20 protein-coding genes and 2 pseudogenes are annotated in these 19,664 nt (G+C 64.4%); 13 read left to right on the top strand and 9 right to left on the bottom strand.

Going from position 1 to position 19,664, the window contains the following annotated elements; genetic code table 11:
- Positions 1-35: 35 nt before the first annotated feature.
- From OXG30_10535 to OXG30_10500, 8 genes and pseudogenes are all read left to right on the top strand, one after another.
- A complete protein-coding gene (locus OXG30_10535; protein ID MCY4135330.1) occupies positions 36-1,490 on the top strand; it encodes a DEAD/DEAH box helicase in 1,455 nt (484 codons plus the stop codon).
- A 142-nt stretch (positions 1,491-1,632) separates the two neighbouring features.
- A complete protein-coding gene (locus OXG30_10530; GenBank protein MCY4135329.1) occupies positions 1,633-2,979 on the top strand; it encodes an MFS transporter in 1,347 nt (448 codons plus the stop codon).
- A gap of 43 nt (positions 2,980-3,022) precedes the next feature.
- The gene (locus OXG30_10525; protein MCY4135328.1) at positions 3,023-4,126 is read left to right on the top strand and encodes a hypothetical protein; all 1,104 of its coding nucleotides are present in this window, start codon (positions 3,023-3,025) and stop codon (positions 4,124-4,126) included.
- Between the two features lie 9 nt (positions 4,127-4,135).
- A complete protein-coding gene (locus OXG30_10520; GenBank protein ID MCY4135327.1) occupies positions 4,136-5,035 on the top strand; it encodes a 1,4-dihydroxy-2-naphthoyl-CoA synthase in 900 nt (299 codons plus the stop codon).
- A 41-nt stretch (positions 5,036-5,076) separates the two neighbouring features.
- Positions 5,077-5,202: pseudogene (locus OXG30_10515) on the top strand (SDR family oxidoreductase).
- Between the two features lie 57 nt (positions 5,203-5,259).
- Positions 5,260-5,514, top strand: a complete 255-nt coding sequence (locus OXG30_10510; GenBank protein ID MCY4135326.1) for an antitoxin — start codon at positions 5,260-5,262, stop codon at positions 5,512-5,514.
- On the top strand, positions 5,511-5,936 hold the full coding sequence (locus OXG30_10505) for a type II toxin-antitoxin system VapC family toxin (GenBank protein ID MCY4135325.1): 426 nt from the start codon (positions 5,511-5,513) through the stop codon (positions 5,934-5,936). The genes OXG30_10510 and OXG30_10505 overlap by 4 nt, the downstream gene beginning before the upstream one ends.
- A gap of 279 nt (positions 5,937-6,215) precedes the next feature.
- Positions 6,216-6,386 (top strand): annotated as a pseudogene (locus OXG30_10500) (SDR family oxidoreductase).
- Between the two features lie 3 nt (positions 6,387-6,389).
- On the opposite strand, the gene OXG30_10495 reads toward OXG30_10500, so the two are convergent.
- The 6 genes from OXG30_10495 to OXG30_10470 are packed head-to-tail and all read right to left on the bottom strand — an operon-like array spanning position 6,390 to position 13,563.
- On the bottom strand, positions 6,390-7,583 hold the full coding sequence (locus tag OXG30_10495) for an amidohydrolase family protein (GenBank protein ID MCY4135324.1): 1,194 nt from the start codon (positions 7,581-7,583) through the stop codon (positions 6,390-6,392).
- Between the two features lie 5 nt (positions 7,584-7,588).
- Positions 7,589-8,368 carry a CPBP family intramembrane metalloprotease gene (locus tag OXG30_10490; GenBank protein MCY4135323.1) on the bottom strand — a complete coding sequence of 260 codons (780 nt, stop codon included), beginning with the start codon at positions 8,366-8,368 and terminating at the stop codon, positions 7,589-7,591.
- A gap of 25 nt (positions 8,369-8,393) precedes the next feature.
- Entirely contained in the window at positions 8,394-9,158 is a 765-nt protein-coding gene (locus OXG30_10485; GenBank protein ID MCY4135322.1) for an SDR family NAD(P)-dependent oxidoreductase, read from the bottom strand.
- 13 nt (positions 9,159-9,171) lie between these two features.
- On the bottom strand, positions 9,172-11,298 hold the full coding sequence (locus tag OXG30_10480; GenBank protein MCY4135321.1) for an acetate--CoA ligase family protein: 2,127 nt from the start codon (positions 11,296-11,298) through the stop codon (positions 9,172-9,174).
- Position 11,299: 1 nt separating this feature from the next.
- The gene (locus tag OXG30_10475; protein ID MCY4135320.1) at positions 11,300-12,172 is read right to left on the bottom strand and encodes an amidohydrolase family protein; all 873 of its coding nucleotides are present in this window, start codon (positions 12,170-12,172) and stop codon (positions 11,300-11,302) included.
- Positions 12,169-13,563: a hypothetical protein gene (locus tag OXG30_10470; protein ID MCY4135319.1), complete on the bottom strand. Its 1,395-nt coding sequence runs from the start codon at positions 13,561-13,563 to the stop codon at positions 12,169-12,171. Before OXG30_10470 ends, OXG30_10475 begins: the two co-directional genes overlap by 4 nt.
- Before the next feature lie 93 nt (positions 13,564-13,656).
- Between OXG30_10470 and OXG30_10465 the strand changes: the two genes are divergently transcribed.
- The 5 genes from OXG30_10465 to OXG30_10445 all read left to right on the top strand — a co-directional run bounded on the left by OXG30_10465 (position 13,657) and on the right by OXG30_10445 (position 17,814).
- Positions 13,657-14,769, top strand: coding sequence for an amidohydrolase family protein (locus tag OXG30_10465; protein MCY4135318.1), 1,113 nt, complete (start codon positions 13,657-13,659; stop codon positions 14,767-14,769).
- 110 nt (positions 14,770-14,879) lie between these two features.
- Entirely contained in the window at positions 14,880-15,164 is a 285-nt protein-coding gene (locus OXG30_10460) for an AbrB/MazE/SpoVT family DNA-binding domain-containing protein (protein ID MCY4135317.1), read from the top strand.
- Positions 15,161-15,568 carry a hypothetical protein gene (locus tag OXG30_10455; GenBank protein MCY4135316.1) on the top strand — a complete coding sequence of 136 codons (408 nt, stop codon included), beginning with the start codon at positions 15,161-15,163 and terminating at the stop codon, positions 15,566-15,568. The genes OXG30_10460 and OXG30_10455 overlap by 4 nt, the downstream gene beginning before the upstream one ends.
- A 62-nt stretch (positions 15,569-15,630) precedes the next feature.
- A complete protein-coding gene (locus tag OXG30_10450) occupies positions 15,631-15,828 on the top strand; it encodes a KTSC domain-containing protein (protein MCY4135315.1) in 198 nt (65 codons plus the stop codon).
- A 6-nt stretch (positions 15,829-15,834) separates the two neighbouring features.
- Complete coding sequence (locus OXG30_10445) at positions 15,835-17,814, top strand: AAA family ATPase (GenBank protein MCY4135314.1); 1,980 nt, start codon at positions 15,835-15,837, stop codon at positions 17,812-17,814.
- Positions 17,815-18,120: 306 nt separating this feature from the next.
- Here the strand turns inward: OXG30_10445 and OXG30_10440 are convergent, their stop codons facing one another.
- The 3 genes from OXG30_10440 to OXG30_10430 all read right to left on the bottom strand — a co-directional run bounded on the left by OXG30_10440 (position 18,121) and on the right by OXG30_10430 (position 19,437).
- Positions 18,121-18,249: a hypothetical protein gene (locus tag OXG30_10440; GenBank protein ID MCY4135313.1), complete on the bottom strand. Its 129-nt coding sequence runs from the start codon at positions 18,247-18,249 to the stop codon at positions 18,121-18,123.
- 130 nt (positions 18,250-18,379) lie between these two features.
- Positions 18,380-18,514, bottom strand: a complete 135-nt coding sequence (locus OXG30_10435; protein ID MCY4135312.1) for a hypothetical protein — start codon at positions 18,512-18,514, stop codon at positions 18,380-18,382.
- A 170-nt stretch (positions 18,515-18,684) separates the two neighbouring features.
- On the bottom strand, positions 18,685-19,437 hold the full coding sequence (locus OXG30_10430; protein ID MCY4135311.1) for a hypothetical protein: 753 nt from the start codon (positions 19,435-19,437) through the stop codon (positions 18,685-18,687).
- Between the last annotated feature and the right edge of the window lie 227 nt (positions 19,438-19,664).

Here is a 19,664-nt window from a genome sequence, read left to right as displayed (position 1 = left end):
CCCTGAGTGCTCGCCACGCGCGGGCGAGGAGCCCAATGTCCACCACCTTCGCCCAGCTGGGCGTGCCTGACTCCCTTTGCCGCGCGCTTGAGCGCAACGGCATTCACAAGCCCTTCGAAATCCAGGCCGCCACCATCGCCGACGCGCTCGATGGCCAGGACATCTGTGGCCGAGCGCCTACAGGGTCGGGAAAGACGCTGGCCTTCGGCATCCCCCTAGTGGTCAACACCAGTCAAGCCAATCCCAAGAGGCCGCGGGCGCTGATATTGGCCCCGACCCGCGAGCTCGCCGATCAGATCGCAGTAGAGCTGCGAACTTTCGCCGCCCAGATTCGGGTGGGAGTGGTCTATGGCGGCGTCTCATACGGCAACCAAGTCAAGAGACTCAAACAGGGCGTCGACATCCTGGTCGCCTGCCCTGGGCGGCTCGAAGACCTGATCGGCCAAAACGCAGTGAACCTCTGTGAAGTGGATCAAGTGGTCATAGACGAAGCCGACCGTATGGCCGATATGGGATTCCTGCCCTCCGTTAGGCGCATTCTCGATCAAACCGCCGACCGTCCCCAGACTCTCCTGTTTTCGGCAACCCTCGATGGAGACGTGGCCAAGCTCACCCGCGACTACCAGCACAATCCGGCCACCCATGAGATTGGTGACACCAGACCAGACGTCACCGCGGTCGACCACCGGTTCCTTACAGTGGACAAAACCGAGCGGATTGGCGTCTGTGTGGATGTGATCACTGCCACAGGGTCGACGATCTTGTTCTGTCGCACCCGGCACGGGTCGGACCGTCTGGCCCGCCAGCTCACCCAACGCGGAATCAATGCTGCCGCGATACACGGGGGCCATGCCCAGAATCGGCGGACGCGCACCCTCCAGCAGTTCATCGACGGCCGGATTGAGGCCCTCGTTGCGACCGATGTTGCCGCTCGCGGCATCCATGTGGACGAAGTGGCGTCGGTGATCCACTTCGACCCGCCGGAAGACCACAAGGCATACCTGCACCGCTCGGGTCGCACAGCCCGCGCCGGCCAGAGCGGCCTGGTGGTGTCTCTGATCCAGTCTGATCAGGTAGGCAACACCAAGAGGATGCAGCGGCAACTCGGCCTGGAGCAGCCCATCACCAGCCCCAATCGCCTGAGCCTCGACACGGTTCGGACTAATCGCCCAAAGCAACAAGTCCCCGACGCTCCAAATCGCAACGGCCACAAACCAACGGGCCAGTCACGTAACCACCGCGGGCGATCCAACTCCAACAGCGACAACCGCAACGGCCACAAACCAACGGGCCAGTCACGTAACCACCGCGGGCGATCCAACTCCAACAGCGACAACCGCAACGGCCACAAACCAACGGGCCGGCGTCAGGACAAACGGAAACGGTCCAACACCAACTCCAACCGCAACGGCCACAGTCCGACGGGCCGGCGTCAGGACCGCCCACAGGGTCAAGACCGGAACAAGTCGAGCAGAACACGCGCGAAGTAGCGGTGCTTCACGCACCGTCATAACTGGGAGCAACTCCCCGCCTGGCGGCCAACGAACCGGTTGGGCGACCGAGATCAATGGGTTCAACACGGCTCCGAAAGTCACGGTGGAATAGGAGTGAAGCGCCGGTAGCGTGGGGGCAGTGGCCGAGAACGCCGTCGGGCGGCTGGAGCATGACGACGGTGGGATCGTCGGTGGACCCCTTATCGAGACTGGGCCCAAGGGACGCGGCCTCGGCGCGGCCCGAGCCTTGCTGGTGGGAATGCTCTTCATTCAGGTGGGCGGCGGCCTCCAGGGAGTGCTGCTTGGCGTGCGAACCGAGTCGGAGGGGTTCGGCCTCGCGGTCAGCGGCATCGTCATGGCCAGCTTCTATTTGGGGTTCATGATCGGGACGCGACTGGCCGAGCATTTTCTCGCCGCGGTGGGCCACATCCGGGTGTTCGCCGCCTTAGCTTCGGTGGCCTCCGCGGTCTCCATTCTCCATCTGCTATGGATCAACCCCGCCGCTTGGGCACTGCTGAGGATGCTGTTCGGTCTGTGCATCGCCGGAGTCTTGGTGGTGGTGGAGTCGTGGCTCAACGACATGGCCACCAACGCCACCCGGGGACGCCTGCTGTCGATGTACATGGTTTCGTCGATGGGCGGGCTCACGCTCGGCCAATTGCTGCTCAACGGAGGCGACCCTTTCAGTTTCGAGCTGTTCGTAATCTCTTCGGTGCTCATCTCCGCCGCGTTGGTTCCCATCACGCTGTCGGCCACCAGCGCTCCTCCGCTGACCGTGCCCGAGCCGCTGTCGCTGCGCCAGCTCATCTCCCTGGCGCCCACTGGAGTGGTCACCGCCTTCTGCTCCGGCATCAGCCACGGGGCGCTGTTGGGGGTGGGCGCGGTGTACGCCGCCTACGAGGGCCTGCCCACCAGCCGGATCGCGCTGTTCCTGGTATCGGCCACCGCTGGGGCCATCGCCTTCCAATGGCCCGTGGGGTCGCTGTCCGATCGGGTGTCGCGTCGGGCAGTGATCTTCGCGGCCGCCGCCGTGGCCGCGGCCATCGCCGGAATCCTGCCTTTGGTCGAGCCGGGATCGGCGCTGTCGCTGGTGCTCGTTTTCTGCTTCGGGGGCGCCACCTTCCCGCTTTATTCGCTGGCCATTGCCCTGACTGGCGACTGGGTGCCGTCGTCGCAGTTGAACGGAGCCAGCGCCGCGCTGGTGCGAACAGCCGGGGTGGGGTCGATTATCGGACCGGTTGCCGGCGGGGTGGTCATGAGTTTGACCGCCCCCTGGGCCTTCTTTCTGGTGCTGGTCGGGGCCCATGCCGTGGTGGTGGCCTACACCGGGTGGCGGATCGTAGCCCGAGAAGGCGTCCCGGTTGACGAGCAGGGCGAGTTCGTGCCGTGGTCTACGCGGGCGTCGGCCATGGCCGTGAACCTTTTGCGTCGCCCGCCGCGGTCCTTTTCGCGAAACGGCGGATCTGGTCCCGGCAAGGCTACCTGACCATTTTATAGCCAGTTTCAAATAATTTCTCTATATTACATGTATGCCCACCATGGGAATGGATGCCGAGGCGGCCTTTGGACTGGCCATCGACTACCAGGCCGCGGCTGATGAAATCGACAGGCGGCGCCAACGGTGGGCCGCAGTACTGCCCGAGGTGGAGTATTGGCTGGGGAGTGAGCAGTACCCCGTAGACCTGTCGCTAGGCGGGATCGCCCAGCAGCTTCGGATCGACTCAGGGGACATCTCCCAACGAGCCCAAATGATCCTGCTCGGCCCCGAGGGGCTGAACCTGGCCCTGTGGGCCATCGAGATTCTGCGCAACACCCCCGAGGCGTGGGGCGGCGACCACATCGTGTCGCGGGGCGACCTGGAGGGCTTCGTCACCCGCACCGACGAGTTGGGCGAGGCGTCCCGGATCCTGCTCACCAACCCCAGCCTGTTCACCATGGTGGACACGGCCCGCAACAACCGCGACTACTTTTCCGACCCCACCGAAGGGTTCCAGGCCAGCGGCGGAGACGGGCGCATCAGCCTCGACGACCTCGACGCCTTCGAGGCCAAGATGTCGGCCTACACCACCTTGCTGCCTTATCTGGCAGCCATCGACACCGCGGCCCAGGGCGACCCCACCAAGGCTGATCGGTTTCTGTCCAAGGCCGACTTCGAGGCCATCGCCGCTGATGAGAGCTTGCCGCCTGCGGTGCGGGAGGCGGCCGCTGCGGTGATCGCCCACGGGGCCTACCACCGCAAGGATGGCTTTGGCTGGGACGACGTGGGGTTCTGGGCCATGGAGGCTGCCGGGGTGCTGCCGGTGGTGGGCGAGATCGTGGACACCACCCGAGCGCTGTACGCACTGAGCCAGGGCGACTGGCGCTCGGCGCTGATGTTCGCCGGGAGGGTGGCCATGCCCCTGGGAACGGGCAAAACGCTGAGTGCGGCCCGAGCCCTGGTAGAGATGGGCCGCCGTCGAGCGTTCAAAGAGATGCAGTACTACACCGTCACTCAGTCGGCGGAGAAGGCCAAGAAAAAGGTGGCCAAGACCGTGCGCAAGAGGGCCACCAACAAAGCCAAGGAGACATACCAAGATTGGCGGGAAGACGCGCCGGCCGGTTTCGAGTACCGGCCACCTGTGTCTCGCCCGTAGTCTTGGGGCATGGTCTCGGAGTTGTTCGACGCCGAAGCGTGGAAGCCAGTAGAGGGGTTCGACCTGACCGACGTGACCTATCACCGGGCCGTGAACCAGGCCACGGTGAGGATCGCTTTTGACCGCCCCGAGGTGCGCAACGCCTTTCGCCCCCACACGGTGGACGAACTGCATCGCACACTGGACCACGCCCGTATGACCCCCGATGTGGGCACCGTGCTGCTCACCGGCAACGGGCCCTCGCCGGTCGATGGCGGTTGGGCTTTCAGCTCGGGGGGCGACCAGCGGATCCGGGGCGCCGACGGCTACCAGTACGCCAGCGGCGAGACTGCCGACACGGTGGACGACGCCCGCACCGGACGTCTGCACATATTGGAAGTGCAGCGCCTCATCCGGTTCATGCCCAAGGTGGTGATCGCCGTGGTGCCGGGGTGGGCGGCCGGCGGCGGTCACAGCCTGCATGTGGTGAGCGACATGACCCTGGCGTCGGTCGAGCACGCCATGTTCAAGCAGACCGACGCCGACGTGGCCAGCTTCGACGGAGGATTCGGCTCGGCTTATTTGGCCCGCCAGGTGGGCCAGAAGCGGGCCCGAGAGGTGTTCTTCGTGGGCAAGGCCTACACCGCGGCCGAGGCCTACGAGATGGGCATGGTCAACGCGGTGGTGCCCCATGCCGAGCTGGAGCAGACGGCGTTGGAATGGGCCGCGGCGGTGAACGCCAAGAGCCCCACCGCCCAGCGCATGCTCAAGTTCGCCTTCAACCTCATCGACGACGGGCTGGTGGGCCAGCAGGTGTTTGCCGGGGAGGCCACCCGGCTGGCCTACGGCACCGACGAGGCCGCCGAGGGCCGGGACTCGTTCCTCGAGAAGCGCGACGCCGATTTCTCGAAGTTCCCGTACCACTTCTAGTCCTGTTCCAATCTGGCTCTGGTTAGGGTGCGGCCATGGTCAACCTCGGTCGCATCGGCCACCCCGACGAACTGGTCGGCGCCGCTCTCCTCTTGGCCTCTGACGCCGGCAGCTACATCACCGGCCAATGCATCATCGTCGACGGCGGCTTCGTGCCTGCGAGGTAGTCGTACGTCGGCAGAGTGACAGCTAAGCATCAAAAATTATGATGCTATGCTGTCAAAATAAGGACAACAGTGACGCTTGACTCTGATACCGAGCAAATCGTGCGCCAACGAATGAAAGACCGTCGGGTTTCGTTCAAGCAGGCGCTCAACGACCTCGTCAGGGAGGGTAGGGACAGCATCAGAGGGCCACAAGAGTTTCGAACTTCGACGGCGGCGATGGGCCAGCCCACGGTCAATCTCGACAAAGCACTTCACCTAGCCGGCGAGCTTGAGGACGACGAACTGGTGCGAAGAATGCAGACCAGATCGTGAAGCTGATTGACGCCAACGTCCTGCTCTATGCCGTAAACGAGGACGCGCCTCGCCATCACGAGGCACGTTCCTGGCTGGATGGGGCACTCTCCGGTGGGGCAACAGTGGCGTTTTCCTGGATTGTGCTGCTGGCCTTCGTGCGACTGTCAACCAAGGCGAATCTCTTCTCATCACCACTATCTGTGGCCAGAGCGCTAGATCAGGTAGAGGCCTGGCTGTCTCAACCGGCCGCGGTTGTGGTTGAACCCACTGCTCGCCATCTCGGTCTGGTCCGCGATCTCGTGGCTCCATTTGGTGCGGGAGGCAATCTCATCAACGATGCCCACCTCGCCGCACTAGCCATCGAGCACCACTCTCAAATCGTGTCCTACGACCACGACTTCTCCCGCTTTCCCGATGTGCGCTGGGAGACGCCGGCCTGAGCGGGGGGCAGCTAGCACCCCTTGAACTTCGTGGTTCGACGCTCGATGAACGATCGCACGCCATCGTCAGCGTGTAGCCATTGTATTTCTCGGGTCGGTCCAGACCGATCAGGAAGAGATGGTCGCGCACCTCAGTCGTGATCGACTACTGTCACATCAGTCCCGAGGGTGCCGCCTTTCCCAATGAGCTGTATGTCAGCGCCGGCAAGTTCCACGGAGCCGCCAACTACAACCTGCAATTCCCGGTCGAGCGGGCGTGGGGCTTAGGCGACTTTGAAGGTGGACACCACCATGACCCGCAACACCGGCCCCGAGGCCATGGGCCGCACGTCCGACATCGGCCACCCCGACGAGCTCGTCGGCACCGCCCTCCTCCTAGCCTCCGACTCCGGCAGCTACATCACCGGCCAATGCATCATCGTCGACGGCGGCTTCGTCCCCGCGAGGTGAGGGTTAGGCGACGTTGAAGAGGGTGGCGGCGTTGTCGCGCATGATTTGGCGCTGTTCGGAGGCGGGGCGGTTGGCGATGAGGTTGATGAATGAGTTGGGGTCGGCGATGCCTTCGGGGTGGGGGTGGTCGGAGCCGAACAGCACTTGGGAGGGGCCGATGCGGTCAGCCAGGGCTTCGACGTCGTCTTCGGGGTAGGGGGACACGAAGCAGCACTGCTTGAAGATCTCGCTCATGCGCCCAGCGGGGCGGCCGGCGGGCCAGGGGCCGAAGCGGGCCATGCCCTTCTTCTTGTCCATCAAGGTGAGCAGGTAGTGGACCCAGTCGGAGCCGTTCTCGATGCTCAAGAAGTTGAGGTCGGGGAAACGGGCGTGCATGTTGCCGTACAGCAGCGCCCCGAACGTCTCCATGATGGGGCGGTCGCCGTGGAGGAAGGCCCACTGGAAGGCCGACATCTCCCGCACGTTGGCCGCCGGGTCGTCGCCCATGCGCACGGCCAAATCCCCGTAGCGCAGATCGGAGATGTGGAACGCCATCGGGATCTGAGCCTCGTTGAGGCGGGCCCAGAACGGGTCATAGTAGGGGTCGGCGATCGAGCGGCCCTCGCCACCCCACGGACAGGGCCGCAAGTGCACGATGCGGGCCCCGGCCTCCAACACCCGGTCGAGCTCTTCGATGGCCTGCTCTCGCTCCAGCAGCGATAGCAGCGGCGGGGTGAACAGCCGATCTTGGTGGACGTAACCCCAATCGTCCTCCAGCCACCGGTTGAAGGCCCGCAGGTTAGCGTAGGTCTGCTCAATGTCGTCGACCATGTACTCCTCCACCGACACTCCGAAAGTGGGGAGCAGGATGGCCCACTCCACGCCCTGGGAATCGAGCAGGTCGAGGCGGGCGTCGGGCTGCTTGTAGGCGGGGAGCATGTTCTCGGCGGTGTAGGCGTCGCCCCAGCTCAGGTCGGGGTTGTCGCGCTTGGCCTTGAACATCTCGTACATGGAGCCCGGCGCGTTGGTCTTGTCGAACTTCACGTGCATGAAGTTGTAGGGCCGGTCGCCCACTTTGACTTCCCACTCCCCGTCGGCCTGCTGAGCTGCCGTGATGGCTATGTCGCGGTAGCGGGACTCGATGTGGCGGCTGAAGCAGTCGGGGGCCTCGTAGTAGTGATTGTCGGAGTCGAACGTGCGGTAGCCGAGAGCGGCCATGGAGTTCAGCTTACGGCCAGTACAAGCAGGTCGATGGTTAGTGCGACGGCGAAGTGGAGGGCGGCGCCCAAGTACACCGAGCCGGTGCGGAGGCTGAGAAAGCCGAGGACGGTGCCGGCCACGATGGAACCGAGGGCCTCGGCTAAGGGCTTCGTGAGGTGGATCATCACGTAGGGGATGAGGGCGATGAACACGGCCATGGCCCCAAAGCGACGGGCCAGGCCGTGGACCAGCACGCCGCGGAAAAAGAACTCCAGGGCCAAGAACTGTCCGGCGTAAACCGCCTGCCAGATGTAGAAGCGGGGCCAGAAGCTGATGCCGGGGGACGGCTCGTAGAACGGGTAGGTGTCCTGGAATTCGCCGTTGAAGCTGGCCGCCACCACGAACGGCAGAAGAAGAAGATAGAGGCCCAGGTAGAGGGGGGCGTGGCGGCGGAGCTCGGGGCCGGCCTTCAGGCCGAGATCGCGCAGGCGGGTGCGCAGCACGTAACGGGCCACCAGCACGGCGGGCACCACGTAGACCACCCAGCGGAACAGCCCCCAGTACATGCGGCGGTTGAACCCGGCGTGTTCGGATTGGCCCAAGGCCCGTTCGAAGCGGTTGGACAATCCGTCGAGCGCCACGCCGTCAAGGGTGGTGGTGAGCCAGTCGGTAGTGGACGACAGTCCGCCGTAGCGGATGGCGATGACGGTGCCGATGGCCAGCAGGATCAGCACCACTGCGTTGCGGTCGAGTTCCCCCGGCGCCGGAGCCGCGGCCCGAATCCGACCGCCGATCCCGCTCATCGGCCAGGACTCAATGGGCCGAGGGTCACGGGGTGAGGTACCACCCGCCGGAGATGTTGATCACCTGGCCGGCGATGTGGGCCGACTCGTCGCTGCACAAAAAGGCGATGGTGTTGGACACGTCCTCGGGCTCGCCGTGGCGGCGCAGCGGCGTCTCTTCCTTGAACGACTCGTAGTGCTCGGCCTGGGCGTCCACCCACTTGGAGCGGATCAGGCCGGGGGCCACCGCGTTGGCCCGGATGTTGTAGGGACCGCCCTCGATGGCGACTCCTCGGGTGACGTCGTTGAGGGCGGCCTTGGCCGCAGCGTACGGCCCTTCCCGGCCGTTGCCTCCCAAATAGGCGGCTACCGAAGACACGTTCACGATGCGTCCCCACTGGCGGTCCCGCATCGCCCCGATGGTCCGCCAGATCAGCCACCAACAGGCGGTCAGATCCACGCCGATGACCCAGTCCCAATCCTCGGGCTTGTAGTCGAAGATGCTCCCCTGCACGTTGACCGCTGCGCTGTTCACCAAGATGTCCACCGACCCCATCTCGGCGTACACCCGGTCCATGGTCTTGGCCATGTGCTCCCGGTCGCCGATATCGGCCACCGCCGCCATCACCGGCACGTCGTAGGCCTCCCGCAGGGCCTCAGCGGTCTCATGGGTGCGGCGCTCATGGTTGTCCAGCACCACGATCCCGGCCCCATACGAGGCCAGCGTCCGGCAGGTGGTCGACCCGATGGCCGCCCCCGCCGCCCCCGTGACCAGCGCCACCCGACCGGCAAACTCATTCTCCGCAGGCATAGGGCGATGGTAGCTATCCGGCGAGGGCGCGGTTGCGGGCGTGGCGTTTGGTGGTGGCGACGGCGGTCATGGCCTCGGCGAAGCGGGTGACAGTGGGAAAGTTGGCATCGAGGCAGATCTGCTGTATGCGGGCGGCGGTATCGGGTGGGGCGCAATCGATGTTGCGGAGCACCAGGCACATCCGGGAGCTAGGCCAGCCTCGGGCGGCGGTGGTCTCGATGATGGGGAAAAGGCGCTCAATGCCGTCGCCGGCGTAGCTGTAGAAGGCCTGGACGTTGGTGTGGATCACCACGTCGGGATAGGGCTGAACCTCCAGGATGGGGTCGAGGGCCTGAACCAGCACGTCGGGCTTCGAGACCGGGCCGAAGCCGATCTCGATGGGGTTGCGGACGCTGGCCCCCACGCCGTAGCCCAAATCACGGAGCGCCCGCTGGCCCTGGTCGCTGACAGTGGTGGTGACCAAACCGGCCCTATCGGCGGCGTCGGTGCCCAGTACCGAGGCACCCCCGCCCACTCCCAGCACCAGGGTGTCGAGATCGCCGCCGATGTCGGCATCGGCCCAGCGCTGGAGGTAGGCGATGGACGACAGCAGGTCCTCGATGGTGCCTACGACGCTGACGCCGGTTGATGCGCTGATGGCTTCCCATATCCGGTCGTCGGCCACCAGCGCTCCGGTGTGGGATATAGCCGCTCCCCGGCCCTGCATTGTGCGACCCCCCACCAGGATCACCACTGGTTTGTGGCCTTTGGCCTTGTGGAGGGCGTCGTAGAGGCGGCGGCCGTCGCGGGGATCCTCCAGGTACATGCCGATGATCCCGGTGTCGGGGTCGTCCACCAGCCACTCCAGCAGTTCGCCGGGGGTGACGTCGATGCAGTTGCCGACGGTACACAGCTTGGACAGGCGGATTCCTCGGATGGCCCCGCCCTTGACCATGTCGCCGGCCAGACCTCCGCTCTGGGAGATCATGGACACCCGGCCAACCTCGGTGGGGGCGTTGCGCAAGAACGTCTGTCGACCGGCCGGGGCGTAGGCCCCCAGGCAGTTGGGGCCGAGCACCCGCACTCCCGACTCTCGGGCGACCTCGCCCAGCTCGTCTTCCAAGGCGGCCCCTTCGGCGCTGGCCTCCCGAAAACCACCGCTGATCACGTGGATGAATTTGGCCTTGCCCGCCGCTCCCCTCACAAGATCGGCGCACGCCGCCGCCGGCACCGCGCCCACCACATAGTCAACGTCCACGTCAATCTCGGCCACCGAGGCCACTGCGGGCACGCCGTCGATCTCGGTCGCCTTGGGGTGGACCGCCCACAGCGTGCCCGGCCCCCAGCCCAGCTCCTGGTAGGCGGTCAGGAAGGTGTTTCCGAATCCGGGACGACTGGTGGAGGCCCCGGCCACCGCGATACCCCGGGGGGCGAACAGCGGCCCGAAGTCGGCGAGAGGCGGCTCGGTGCGATCATCGGCGGGGGCATTCCTCACCACTAGCCGGGCATCCACCGCGATCGCGCCGTTCGGGGTGGCAATCACTGGGTTGCACTCCAGCTCGGCCAGATGGCCGCCGAGGTGTACCGCCAGCCCCTCGGGGCCAGCCACGGCCAACAACAGCTCGATGAGCGAGTCAACGTCCACGGGAGGCTGGCCCCGGAAGCCGCCCAACAGCTCGGCCCCCTTGAATCCGGTCACCATGGCCTCGGCGTCAGCTCGGGAGATGGGGGCCAGCCGCAGCACCACCTCGTCGAGCACTTCGGTGAGGGTGCCCCCCAATCCGAGAGCGGCCACCGGGCCGAACGGGGGCCGGTCCACCACCCCAACCAGCAGCTCCACCCCGGCATTGGCCTGCTCTTCCACCAAGAACCCGTCGATGTGCCCACCGGCCTCGGCCACCGCCACCGCCATCTGGGCGGCCTCGTGGTTCAGCTCGTAGGCCGCCACACCCATCCGCACCGCGCCCACATTGCTCTTGTGAACCACGCTGCCGCCGAAGCCCTTCAGCACCAGTGGCCCGCCCAGCCCGTAAGCCGCCACCATGTCGGCCAGCTGCGAGGGGTTGGCTACTACATCGTCGTAGGCCGCCACCACGCCCTTGGGCACTACTACCCCGGCATCAGCCAGCAGGGCCTTGACTTCGGGCTCGGGGACGGTCACATCATCCCAGGCGGGTGAACACCCGTCGAGCGGTGTCGCCGAGCAGGTTGGCCCGGGCCCCATCCCCCAGGTCCAACTCGTGGAGTTGGTCCAGACAATGTCGGTGGCCAGCAGCAGGGAATCCGGTGCCCCACAGACACTTGCGCCGCCCGGCGCCATTGGTGAACGCCACCAGCTCGTCCGACCAGTGCCGAGGTGGGTACACCGAGGTGCCCAGGTACACGTTGGGGAACTTGAGGGCCATGGCGATGCACTCGGCCACCCACGGCCAGCCGGTGTGCGACAGCACAAACCGCACTTGGGGGAAGTAGAGAGCGGGCCGATCGATGCCGATGGGCACCCCGCACTCGCTGGGCATCAGCCCGCCAGACGTGCCGGCCTGCATCACGAAGGGCACGTCGTGGGTGGCGCTCAGGGCGTAGTAGGGGTAGTAGTCGGCGTGGTCGAAGCGGCGATCGAAGCTGTGGGTGTGGGTGTGCAGGCCCACGCACCATGGCTGGGCCAACATGGCGGCAGCCTCATCCACCCCGGCCATACCGGTGCGCGGGTCGATGGACCAGTGGCCGAAGAACCGGCCCGGGTAATCGGCGGCCAACTGGTCCAGATCCTCGGGCTGGGCGGCCACCAGCTCGAAGTCGGTGACCTCAGGATGGGCGGGCCGATGGGCCACGGTCAAAATCAGCGCGGCGATGCCCAGCTCGTCCATGCGAGCCACCATGGTCTCGGCGTCGCAGAAGGAGTCGTTGCCGTCGGTGCGGAACTTCACCGCGATGCCGGTGGCCCCCACCGCAGCGTTCCAGATTTCGGCCTGCTCGGGGAAGAACCGGTTGCACCAGTAGTCGATGGCGCCGCTGGCCGGGGCAGCGGCACTCATGGCCGCTCGTCCTTGAAACGCACCAGCTTGGCCGCACCGGTGGCCATGCCGGTGAGGTCGTCCAGCTCGCCGGGGCGCACCACCTCGGCGGTCATCCTCACGCTCATGACCTCCTTGATCCGGGCTTCAACCCGCTCGGCCACCGCGCCGAACTCATCAGGCGAGGCGTCGCTGGCCACCATCACGATCATCTCGTCGCGGTTGCCAGCCCGAACCGCCCGGCAGAAGAAGTCCTCGGTCACCCCCGGCACATCGCTGATCACATCGCTGATGGCCTCGGGCCACACGTTCACCCCCCGCAGCTTCACCATGTTGTCGCCCCGCCCGGCGAACGGCCCCATGCGCCGCAGCCACGAGCCGCACTCGCACTGGCCCGGCGGATACAAGAACGACAGGTCCATGATGTTGTAACGGAACTGGGGTGAACCGGTCTTGTAGATCTCGGTGATCACCAGCGCCCCCTGGGTGCCGTCAGGCACTTGCTCACCGGTCTCCACGTCCACAACCTGCACCACGAAGCAGTCCTCAAAGATGTGGAGTTGGCCGTTGCGCAGCGGGCATTCGATGGCCACGTTCTGCACCTCGTGGAACCCGTAGGGCTGGGCCGGGGTCACCCCCCACACCTCTTTGACCCGCTCGGCGTCGCCGATGTGGCCGCCGGGCAAGGCCCGGATGTTGAAGTCGGCCTTGGGGTCAAGGCCCATCTCCACCGCGGTCTCGGCCATCTTCAGCATGTAGTCGCCGGTGGTCAAAATGGCGGCCGCCCCGTACTCGTGGGCCAGCTCCACCTGCTTGCGGGTGGAGGTCACATTGCCGGTCCCGGTGGTCAGAACCACGCAGTTGAGCCAGCGGTAGAGCGCCTCGTCGAAGGCGTGGGCGCCGTTATGGGTGGAGTAGGCCCAGGCGTTGATAACCACGTCTCCGGGGCGGATCCCCTCGGCGTACAGGGCTCGGGCCATGGTGATGGCCCCCACCTCCCGGTCCCAGGCGGTGTAGAGGGTGGGCCGGGACCGCCCGGTGGTCCCGCCCGACACATACAGCCGCATGGGCTCGTTGCGGGCGTCTTCCAAACCAATGCTCTGGTAATCGCCCAGCGGGGGGTTCTCGTTGATGGAGGCCCGGATGTCGTCCACGGTGTAGGCCGGGGCCTTCCAAAGGTCGTCGACGGTGTGGAGCTGGTCGGGGTGGAAGCCGGCCGCCTCCCAGCGCTTGCGGAAGAACGGCACCTGCCAGGCCCGCTGAGCCCGGTCTTGGAGGCGCAGGAGTTGCTTGCGAGCAATGGTGTCGGGGTCTTCGAAGAAGGTGGTCTCGAAGTACTCCGGCGGCGGCGGGAACAGGCGCTCGATGGCGTCGTAGTCCAGCTCGTGCGGGCGGCGCATCCCTGTGCTCATTGAACAGCCACGGTACCCGCGCCGGGCCAAGCGGTTACAGACGGCGAACCCCGCCGCTGCACGAAACCCCAGTCGGGAACTAGCGTTTTGGCCGTGAAAGTCATCTCGGCCGATTGCCACATAAACGAGCCGCCCCACGTGTTCGAGCGGGTGCCCGAGGAGTACAAGGACCGCATCCCTCGCATGATGCCCACGCCCGACGGGGGCGACGGCTGGTCGTTCGACGGCGGGCCGCCCAAGCGCAGCTTCGGCATCGAGGCCATGGCCGGGGTGGCCAAGGAGGACTACAAGCTCTCGGGCATGAAGTTCGAGGAGATCATGCCGGGCAACTACGACGGCACCGCCCACTGCGCCGACATGGACATCGACGGCGTGTGGGGGTCGGTGGTGTACCCGGCCAACTCCATCTTCACCTACCTGGAGCCCGACCGGGGCCTGGCGGTGGCCTGCATGCGCAGCTACAACGACTGGGTGCTGGACGAGTTCCAGGGGGCGGCGCCCGACCGGCTGCGGGGCCTGCCCATGCTGCCCACCGAGGACGGCATGGAGACCACCCTGGCCGAGGTCGACCGGGTGCTGGCGAAGGGAGCCAAGGGGCTGTTCATCCCCGGCATACCCACCCGGCCCTACAACGACTCGTACTACGAGCCGCTGTGGAAGGCGTGCTCGGAGCTGGACGTGCCGGTCACCTTCCACCGCACCTTCGGGGGCAAGCCGCCCGATAGCGACTGGGACGAACTGGTGGAGCAGAACGTGTCGGTCCCCGGCATCGTCAACCGGTTCTTCAGCGCGGTGCGCCCGCTCACCTACATGATCTTCGCCGGCATCTTCGACCGCCACCCCAACCTCAAAGTGGTGGCCGCCGAGGTGAACTACGGCTGGGTGCCGTTCTGGTACCAGACCATGGACGACGAGTACAGCACCCAATCGGCCTGGTCCGACTCGCCCATGGAGCGCGATCCCAGCAGCTACCTGGGCACCAACGTGTTCGTCACCGGCCTCGACGACCACAACGGCCACATGCAGATGGCCGGCGGCAACCAGACCCTGGTGAATATGTCCATGTGGTCGTCTGACTACCCCCACTCGGTGACCCTGTGGCCCGACAGCCGCAAGATCATCGCCGAGCTGGTGCACGACATGACCGAGACCGACACCGAAAAAGTCCTCTACGCCAACGCCGCCCGCGTCTACAAGTACAACTGACCCGCAGGGTTGCCAGCGCTAACCAACCCTCTTGTAAAAGCAATCGCGCGCTCAGCGAACCTAGCCATATTGTGAAATGAGCCATTCAGAGAACACAGAAGGACAAATCGATGCCGCTCGGATATGTGATGAAAGTGTCGGCCAACGGACAGGTCTCCATCCCTGCTGAAGTCCGAGCCCGGTGGAAGGCTGGGCAATGGATCACAGAACGGATAGTGATCGCCGATATGGGCGACTACATCGCGATGCAGCCGATGTCAGACGACCCATTCAGGGATCTAATGGGCAGGTATCCCGGCAAGGGGCCTTCAACCGATGAAATGCGTCGTATGGACCCAGAAGAGGACGCCCGCTACGAAGAGGTTCGCGAAGCGGCCCGTGAACCCCGAACGTGATCGTCCTTGATGCCTATCTCGTAATCGGCTTGTTGCGCGACGAGCCGGTAGCCGATGAGACGAGACAACTGTTGGAATCGCTATTGCCAGCGTGGCTGACGCCGCTGGGGATGTCCGAGGTGGTCGACCGCCGGGTCCGACTCGATGAGGTCGATCCAGAGGCAGTCTTCGTGAACCTCGTGCAGTTCGGCTTGGCCAATCCGATGCCTCTGGATTCGCAAACAGCCGCCCGAGCCGGTGCTCTCCGCGCTCGCTATTGCCACCGGAAAACCCGATCGGTCAGCCTTGCCGACACTGTTGGCCATCCGACCTGCTGCGAATTGGTCGGCACCGTTGGCAGGACCATGCAGTCTTCGTTGTCCGTCGGTCAGGTGCCCCCACATGGGTCGCATCATTTTCTGTGAGCGCAAATGGGCCTGTATTTTGTGCGTTTCGTGTTTGGAGGTCTGTCGTGAGGCGCAGTCCTGTGAGTTCCAGCAATCTCGTGTCTGTTGGCTACGACGCTGACAGCGCGATTCTCGAGATTGAGTTCGGCGGGGGAAGGGTGTACCAGTACGCCGAAGTCCCTCAGGAGGCCTACAGGGCTCTCGTGAATACCGATTCGATCGGCTCGCATTTTCACCGCCACATTCGGAACAAGTACCCGACCACCGAGATTCTGTAGGGCGTTATGCGGATACGGCATCTCCGAGTCAAGAACTTCCGGTCGATCCTCGATGCTGAGTTGTCTGTTGGAGACCTTACGGCTTTAGTGGGCAGAAACGGGACCGGGAAGTCCGCATTTCTCGGCGCCTTGGAATTGTTCTACGAACGCGCTGCGCCGCTGACCGAGGCGGACTTTCATGGTGAGGACGCCGACCAAGACATCGAGATAGAGATCTCATATGGCGACCTCAATTCCGCGGAGCGAGACAAGTTCGCCCCATATCTTGAGGGTGACATGCTCACGGTGGTCGGCGTGTTCTCCCTCATTTCGGGGAAGAAGTCTGCGTCATTTTTCGGAGCCAGTCTCCAACATGCGGCCTTCGCGAGTATCCGGAGGATTGACGGTAAGCGCGACCGGATAGCAGAGTACGACCGGCTCCGACAAGAATCTGGCTACGCGACGCTTCCATCCGTGAGATCTGCTGACGCGGCCGAATCCGCGATGAAGGATTGGGAGTTCAAACATCCTGAAGAATGCGAGCGGATTCGCGATGACGGGCAATTCTTCGGCTGGCCCAACGTCGGAACCGGGCGCCTCCGCCCGCATACACAGTTCATACGAATACCCGCTGTCCGCGACGCCGGAGAGGACGCGGCCGACCAACGCGGCTCCCCCATCACCGAGATCATGAACCTTGTTGTCCGCAGTGCCTTGACAGCCCACCCGAAACTGAACGACCTAAAAGAACGCACCAAGATCGAATTCACCGAAATCATGGATGGAGACGCCTGGCCGAAACTTGAAGCCCTCCAAGGTGAGCTGACTGATGCCCTTCGGTCTTTCGTACCGGAATCGGCCGTCGATCTGCGATGGGAACAGATGCAGGAACTCAGCATTCCCGATCCACAGGCGAATGTTCGGCTCAAAGAGGACGGATATCTGTCCACAGTCACTCGAACCGGGCACGGGCTTCAACGCGCGTTCATCGTGACCCTGTTGCAACATCTCGCCTCAGTTCGACAATCGAATGGCGCTACCGCCACTGCTACGGACGCTGAGACGGACACAGATCCTGAATCAGAGCAACCAGAAGCGCCAGTGCAGCCCCATGTCCTTTTGGCCATCGAAGAGCCGGAGCTCTATCAGCATCCCAGCCGTCAGCGCCACATCGCCTCGGTCTTGATGCGGCTCACGCAGCCTGTGAATTCTGAGACACCGGCAGACACGCAGGTCATCTACACCACCCATTCACCACTATTCGTCGGCCTGGACCGATTCGACGACGTCCGAATCCTGCGAAAGAGACAATCCATCGCAGAGGGACCTAGGGCGACCGTTGTGCAGGCCACCACATTAGACGCGGTCGCAAAGCACTTTCAGGAGGCAACCAACAGCCAAGCCGACTTCTCCGCCGAGTCTCTTCGAGCCCGTCTGCAAGCGATCATGACCCCGATGGTCAATGAAGGCTTCTTCGCTGACGCCGCTGTGCTGGTTGAAGGCGACACTGACCGAGCAGCCATCACAGGAGCCGCCCGCATCATGGACATCGACCTGGACGCTGAGGGGATCGCGGTCATCCCCTGCAACGGCAAGGCGAGCCTCGACCGCCCGCTCGTCATCTTCCACAAACTCGGCATCCCCACATATGTGGTCTGGGATGGCGACCAAGGCGACGCCAACTCGAAACCCGAAACGAACCGGCTCCTACTCCGCCTCCTCATGATGGACGAAGCCGACTGGCCGCACCATGTAAACGAGACATCAGCATGCTTTGTGGTAAGGATTGAAGAGACGCTCAAAGAAGAGATCGGCCCGGAGGCTTACGAGCGATATGAGGCCGAGGCGCGCGAGTTCTACGGCCTGTCGAACTCCCAAAAGCGCAAAAACGCGCTCGCGCTGCAGAGAATCGTCGAATCGTCATTCAGGGATGGACCTGGGAGCCCGACCCTCAGGGCCATAGTGGAAAACATCGCACAGCTCAAGACCAACGCCGAGCCCCGATAGGCCTCGCAGCGTTGCGCGCAGGCCATTGGGACTCCGCTCCAACCTGTGCTCTTACATCGCATCGACAGACCCCCAAAGTTGAATTGGCCAGCCGACGAGCGGACAGGGCGGTGTTCAGGTGTACAAGAATAGGGTCCGGCCGGTCTGATTTTCGGCTTGGGGTTTATATCGGATGGTGCCCAAGCCCCATTGTCAGCGATGTGGGGCGGTAGTTGTCTGCTGGTCCCCGCTTACTATTGTCCTCAGCCGTCAATTGTTCGTGCCGCCTGATCGCTCACACTGCTTTCTTTCTGCCTCGCGTCCGTCTCACGGCCTCAGCGCCCACAACCATGAGAGCAAACCAGGCGGCGGCATCCAGCCGATGAACACGGCGGCGGCCACAGCAGCGACAAGGGCGGCGAACCAAGTCACCACTTGGATCATGCGCCTCGCCACAGGAGCTAGCGGACTCACCCCAGCTCCCGCTTCTGCGGGTCGCTCATAGCCGCTCCCGCCCGAACGGCATCGGGAACGTCACGCCGCCCACTCCGGCTTGCAGCAGGAGATGACCGCTGCCCCCTCTGCGTCAGTGCTGTGGTTTGAGGATGGCGTCGGCGAGGTCTTCGGGTGTGCCGTCGAAGCGGAACGCCTCGTCGGGGTCGTAGAGGTCTTCGATGTCGGGGGGCGGCGTTTCAGGTGCTGGTTCGGGGGTGGGGGCCATAGGGGGCAGGGTAGCGGTTGGGAGGACCGTGGCGGGGCAGGCTGCGGTGGTTGAGACGCGCTGCCGCACCGCTGAGGGTCGGTCGGCGGCTACAGTCGATGTCCTCGACATTCCTGCCGGGCTGTTGCACCATGGGGCACTGAGAATTCGAGCCATCCGCAGGTTCGCTGCTAGCGGCGGTTGTAGCTCAGATCCAAGCCCAGCTCGAACTGGTCTTTGAATGCCAGCGCCAGGCGATTCGCTCGTCGCGGCCCCATTCTCGCGTAATACCGTTCGCCGTCGTGGCCGATGAAGCTGAGCACGCATTGGCGGCGATGGATGCCTGGATGCTTCACCATCTCAAAGCGAACCGTCGGCTCGTTGGGAACTACCCCTATCGACGTATGCACACATGCCTGATGCCCTGGGAACAGGCGGCCCATGATTCTGCCGAACCGCCCTTTCCGACATGACTTGGAACCGCCAGGCAGAAATCCGTCTGGATTCTTCACCCCGTGCAGGATGTCGAGCATCCAGTCGCCGAACTTGTCAGCGGTGTCCACTGTGGGAATCACCGGATATGACTTGGTGATGGTACGTTCTCCGACGGTCGTGACAGGCGCCGACAACAGGTTTGTCATCACCCCGGATATTGGCGGATTGGAGCCTTTGGCGTGCAGCAGACGAATGGTGCTTGTCGGCCCGATGCGCCCGCGTAACTCCGGGTCGATTTGACCATCGTTGATGACTATCGGAGTCGCATGAAGCCACATCTTGGGCATGCGACGGTCGCCTATGTCGCCTCCCGCGACTCGAATTCGCACCCCTAGCCTGCGTCGCCTCTGCTGCTGCCTGTTGAGCAACTGCCAGCGCCGGTCAATCCACACGCCGCCGATAGCCGCTATCAGCGCGAGGGCGATGTTGGCCCCTATACCTCCCGGCATGCCTGCTCCTTCCCGCGGAAACTCCTTGCCTTCATTCTCGCGCTAAAGCCGGGCATATCGCGGCGGCTATACAGGGGCATTCGCAGATTCTTTTCCCCTGGTCAGCCGCACCGCTATTTCGGTGTGCGGGAAGCTCCAGCGCGAAAAGCGCTTAGCTCCAGCGGAGCATATTAGGTCCGATTGGGAAGCTAAACGGGGATGAGCGGCCGAGTTGGCTCGGATTGGCG

The sequence above is a fragment of the bacterium genome (assembly GCA_026708015.1).
Classification (GTDB): domain Bacteria; phylum Actinomycetota; class Acidimicrobiia; order Acidimicrobiales; family Bin134; genus Poriferisocius.
The sequence above is the reverse complement of the archived record's forward strand: the minus strand, read 5'-3'. Positions and strand labels throughout refer to the sequence as shown.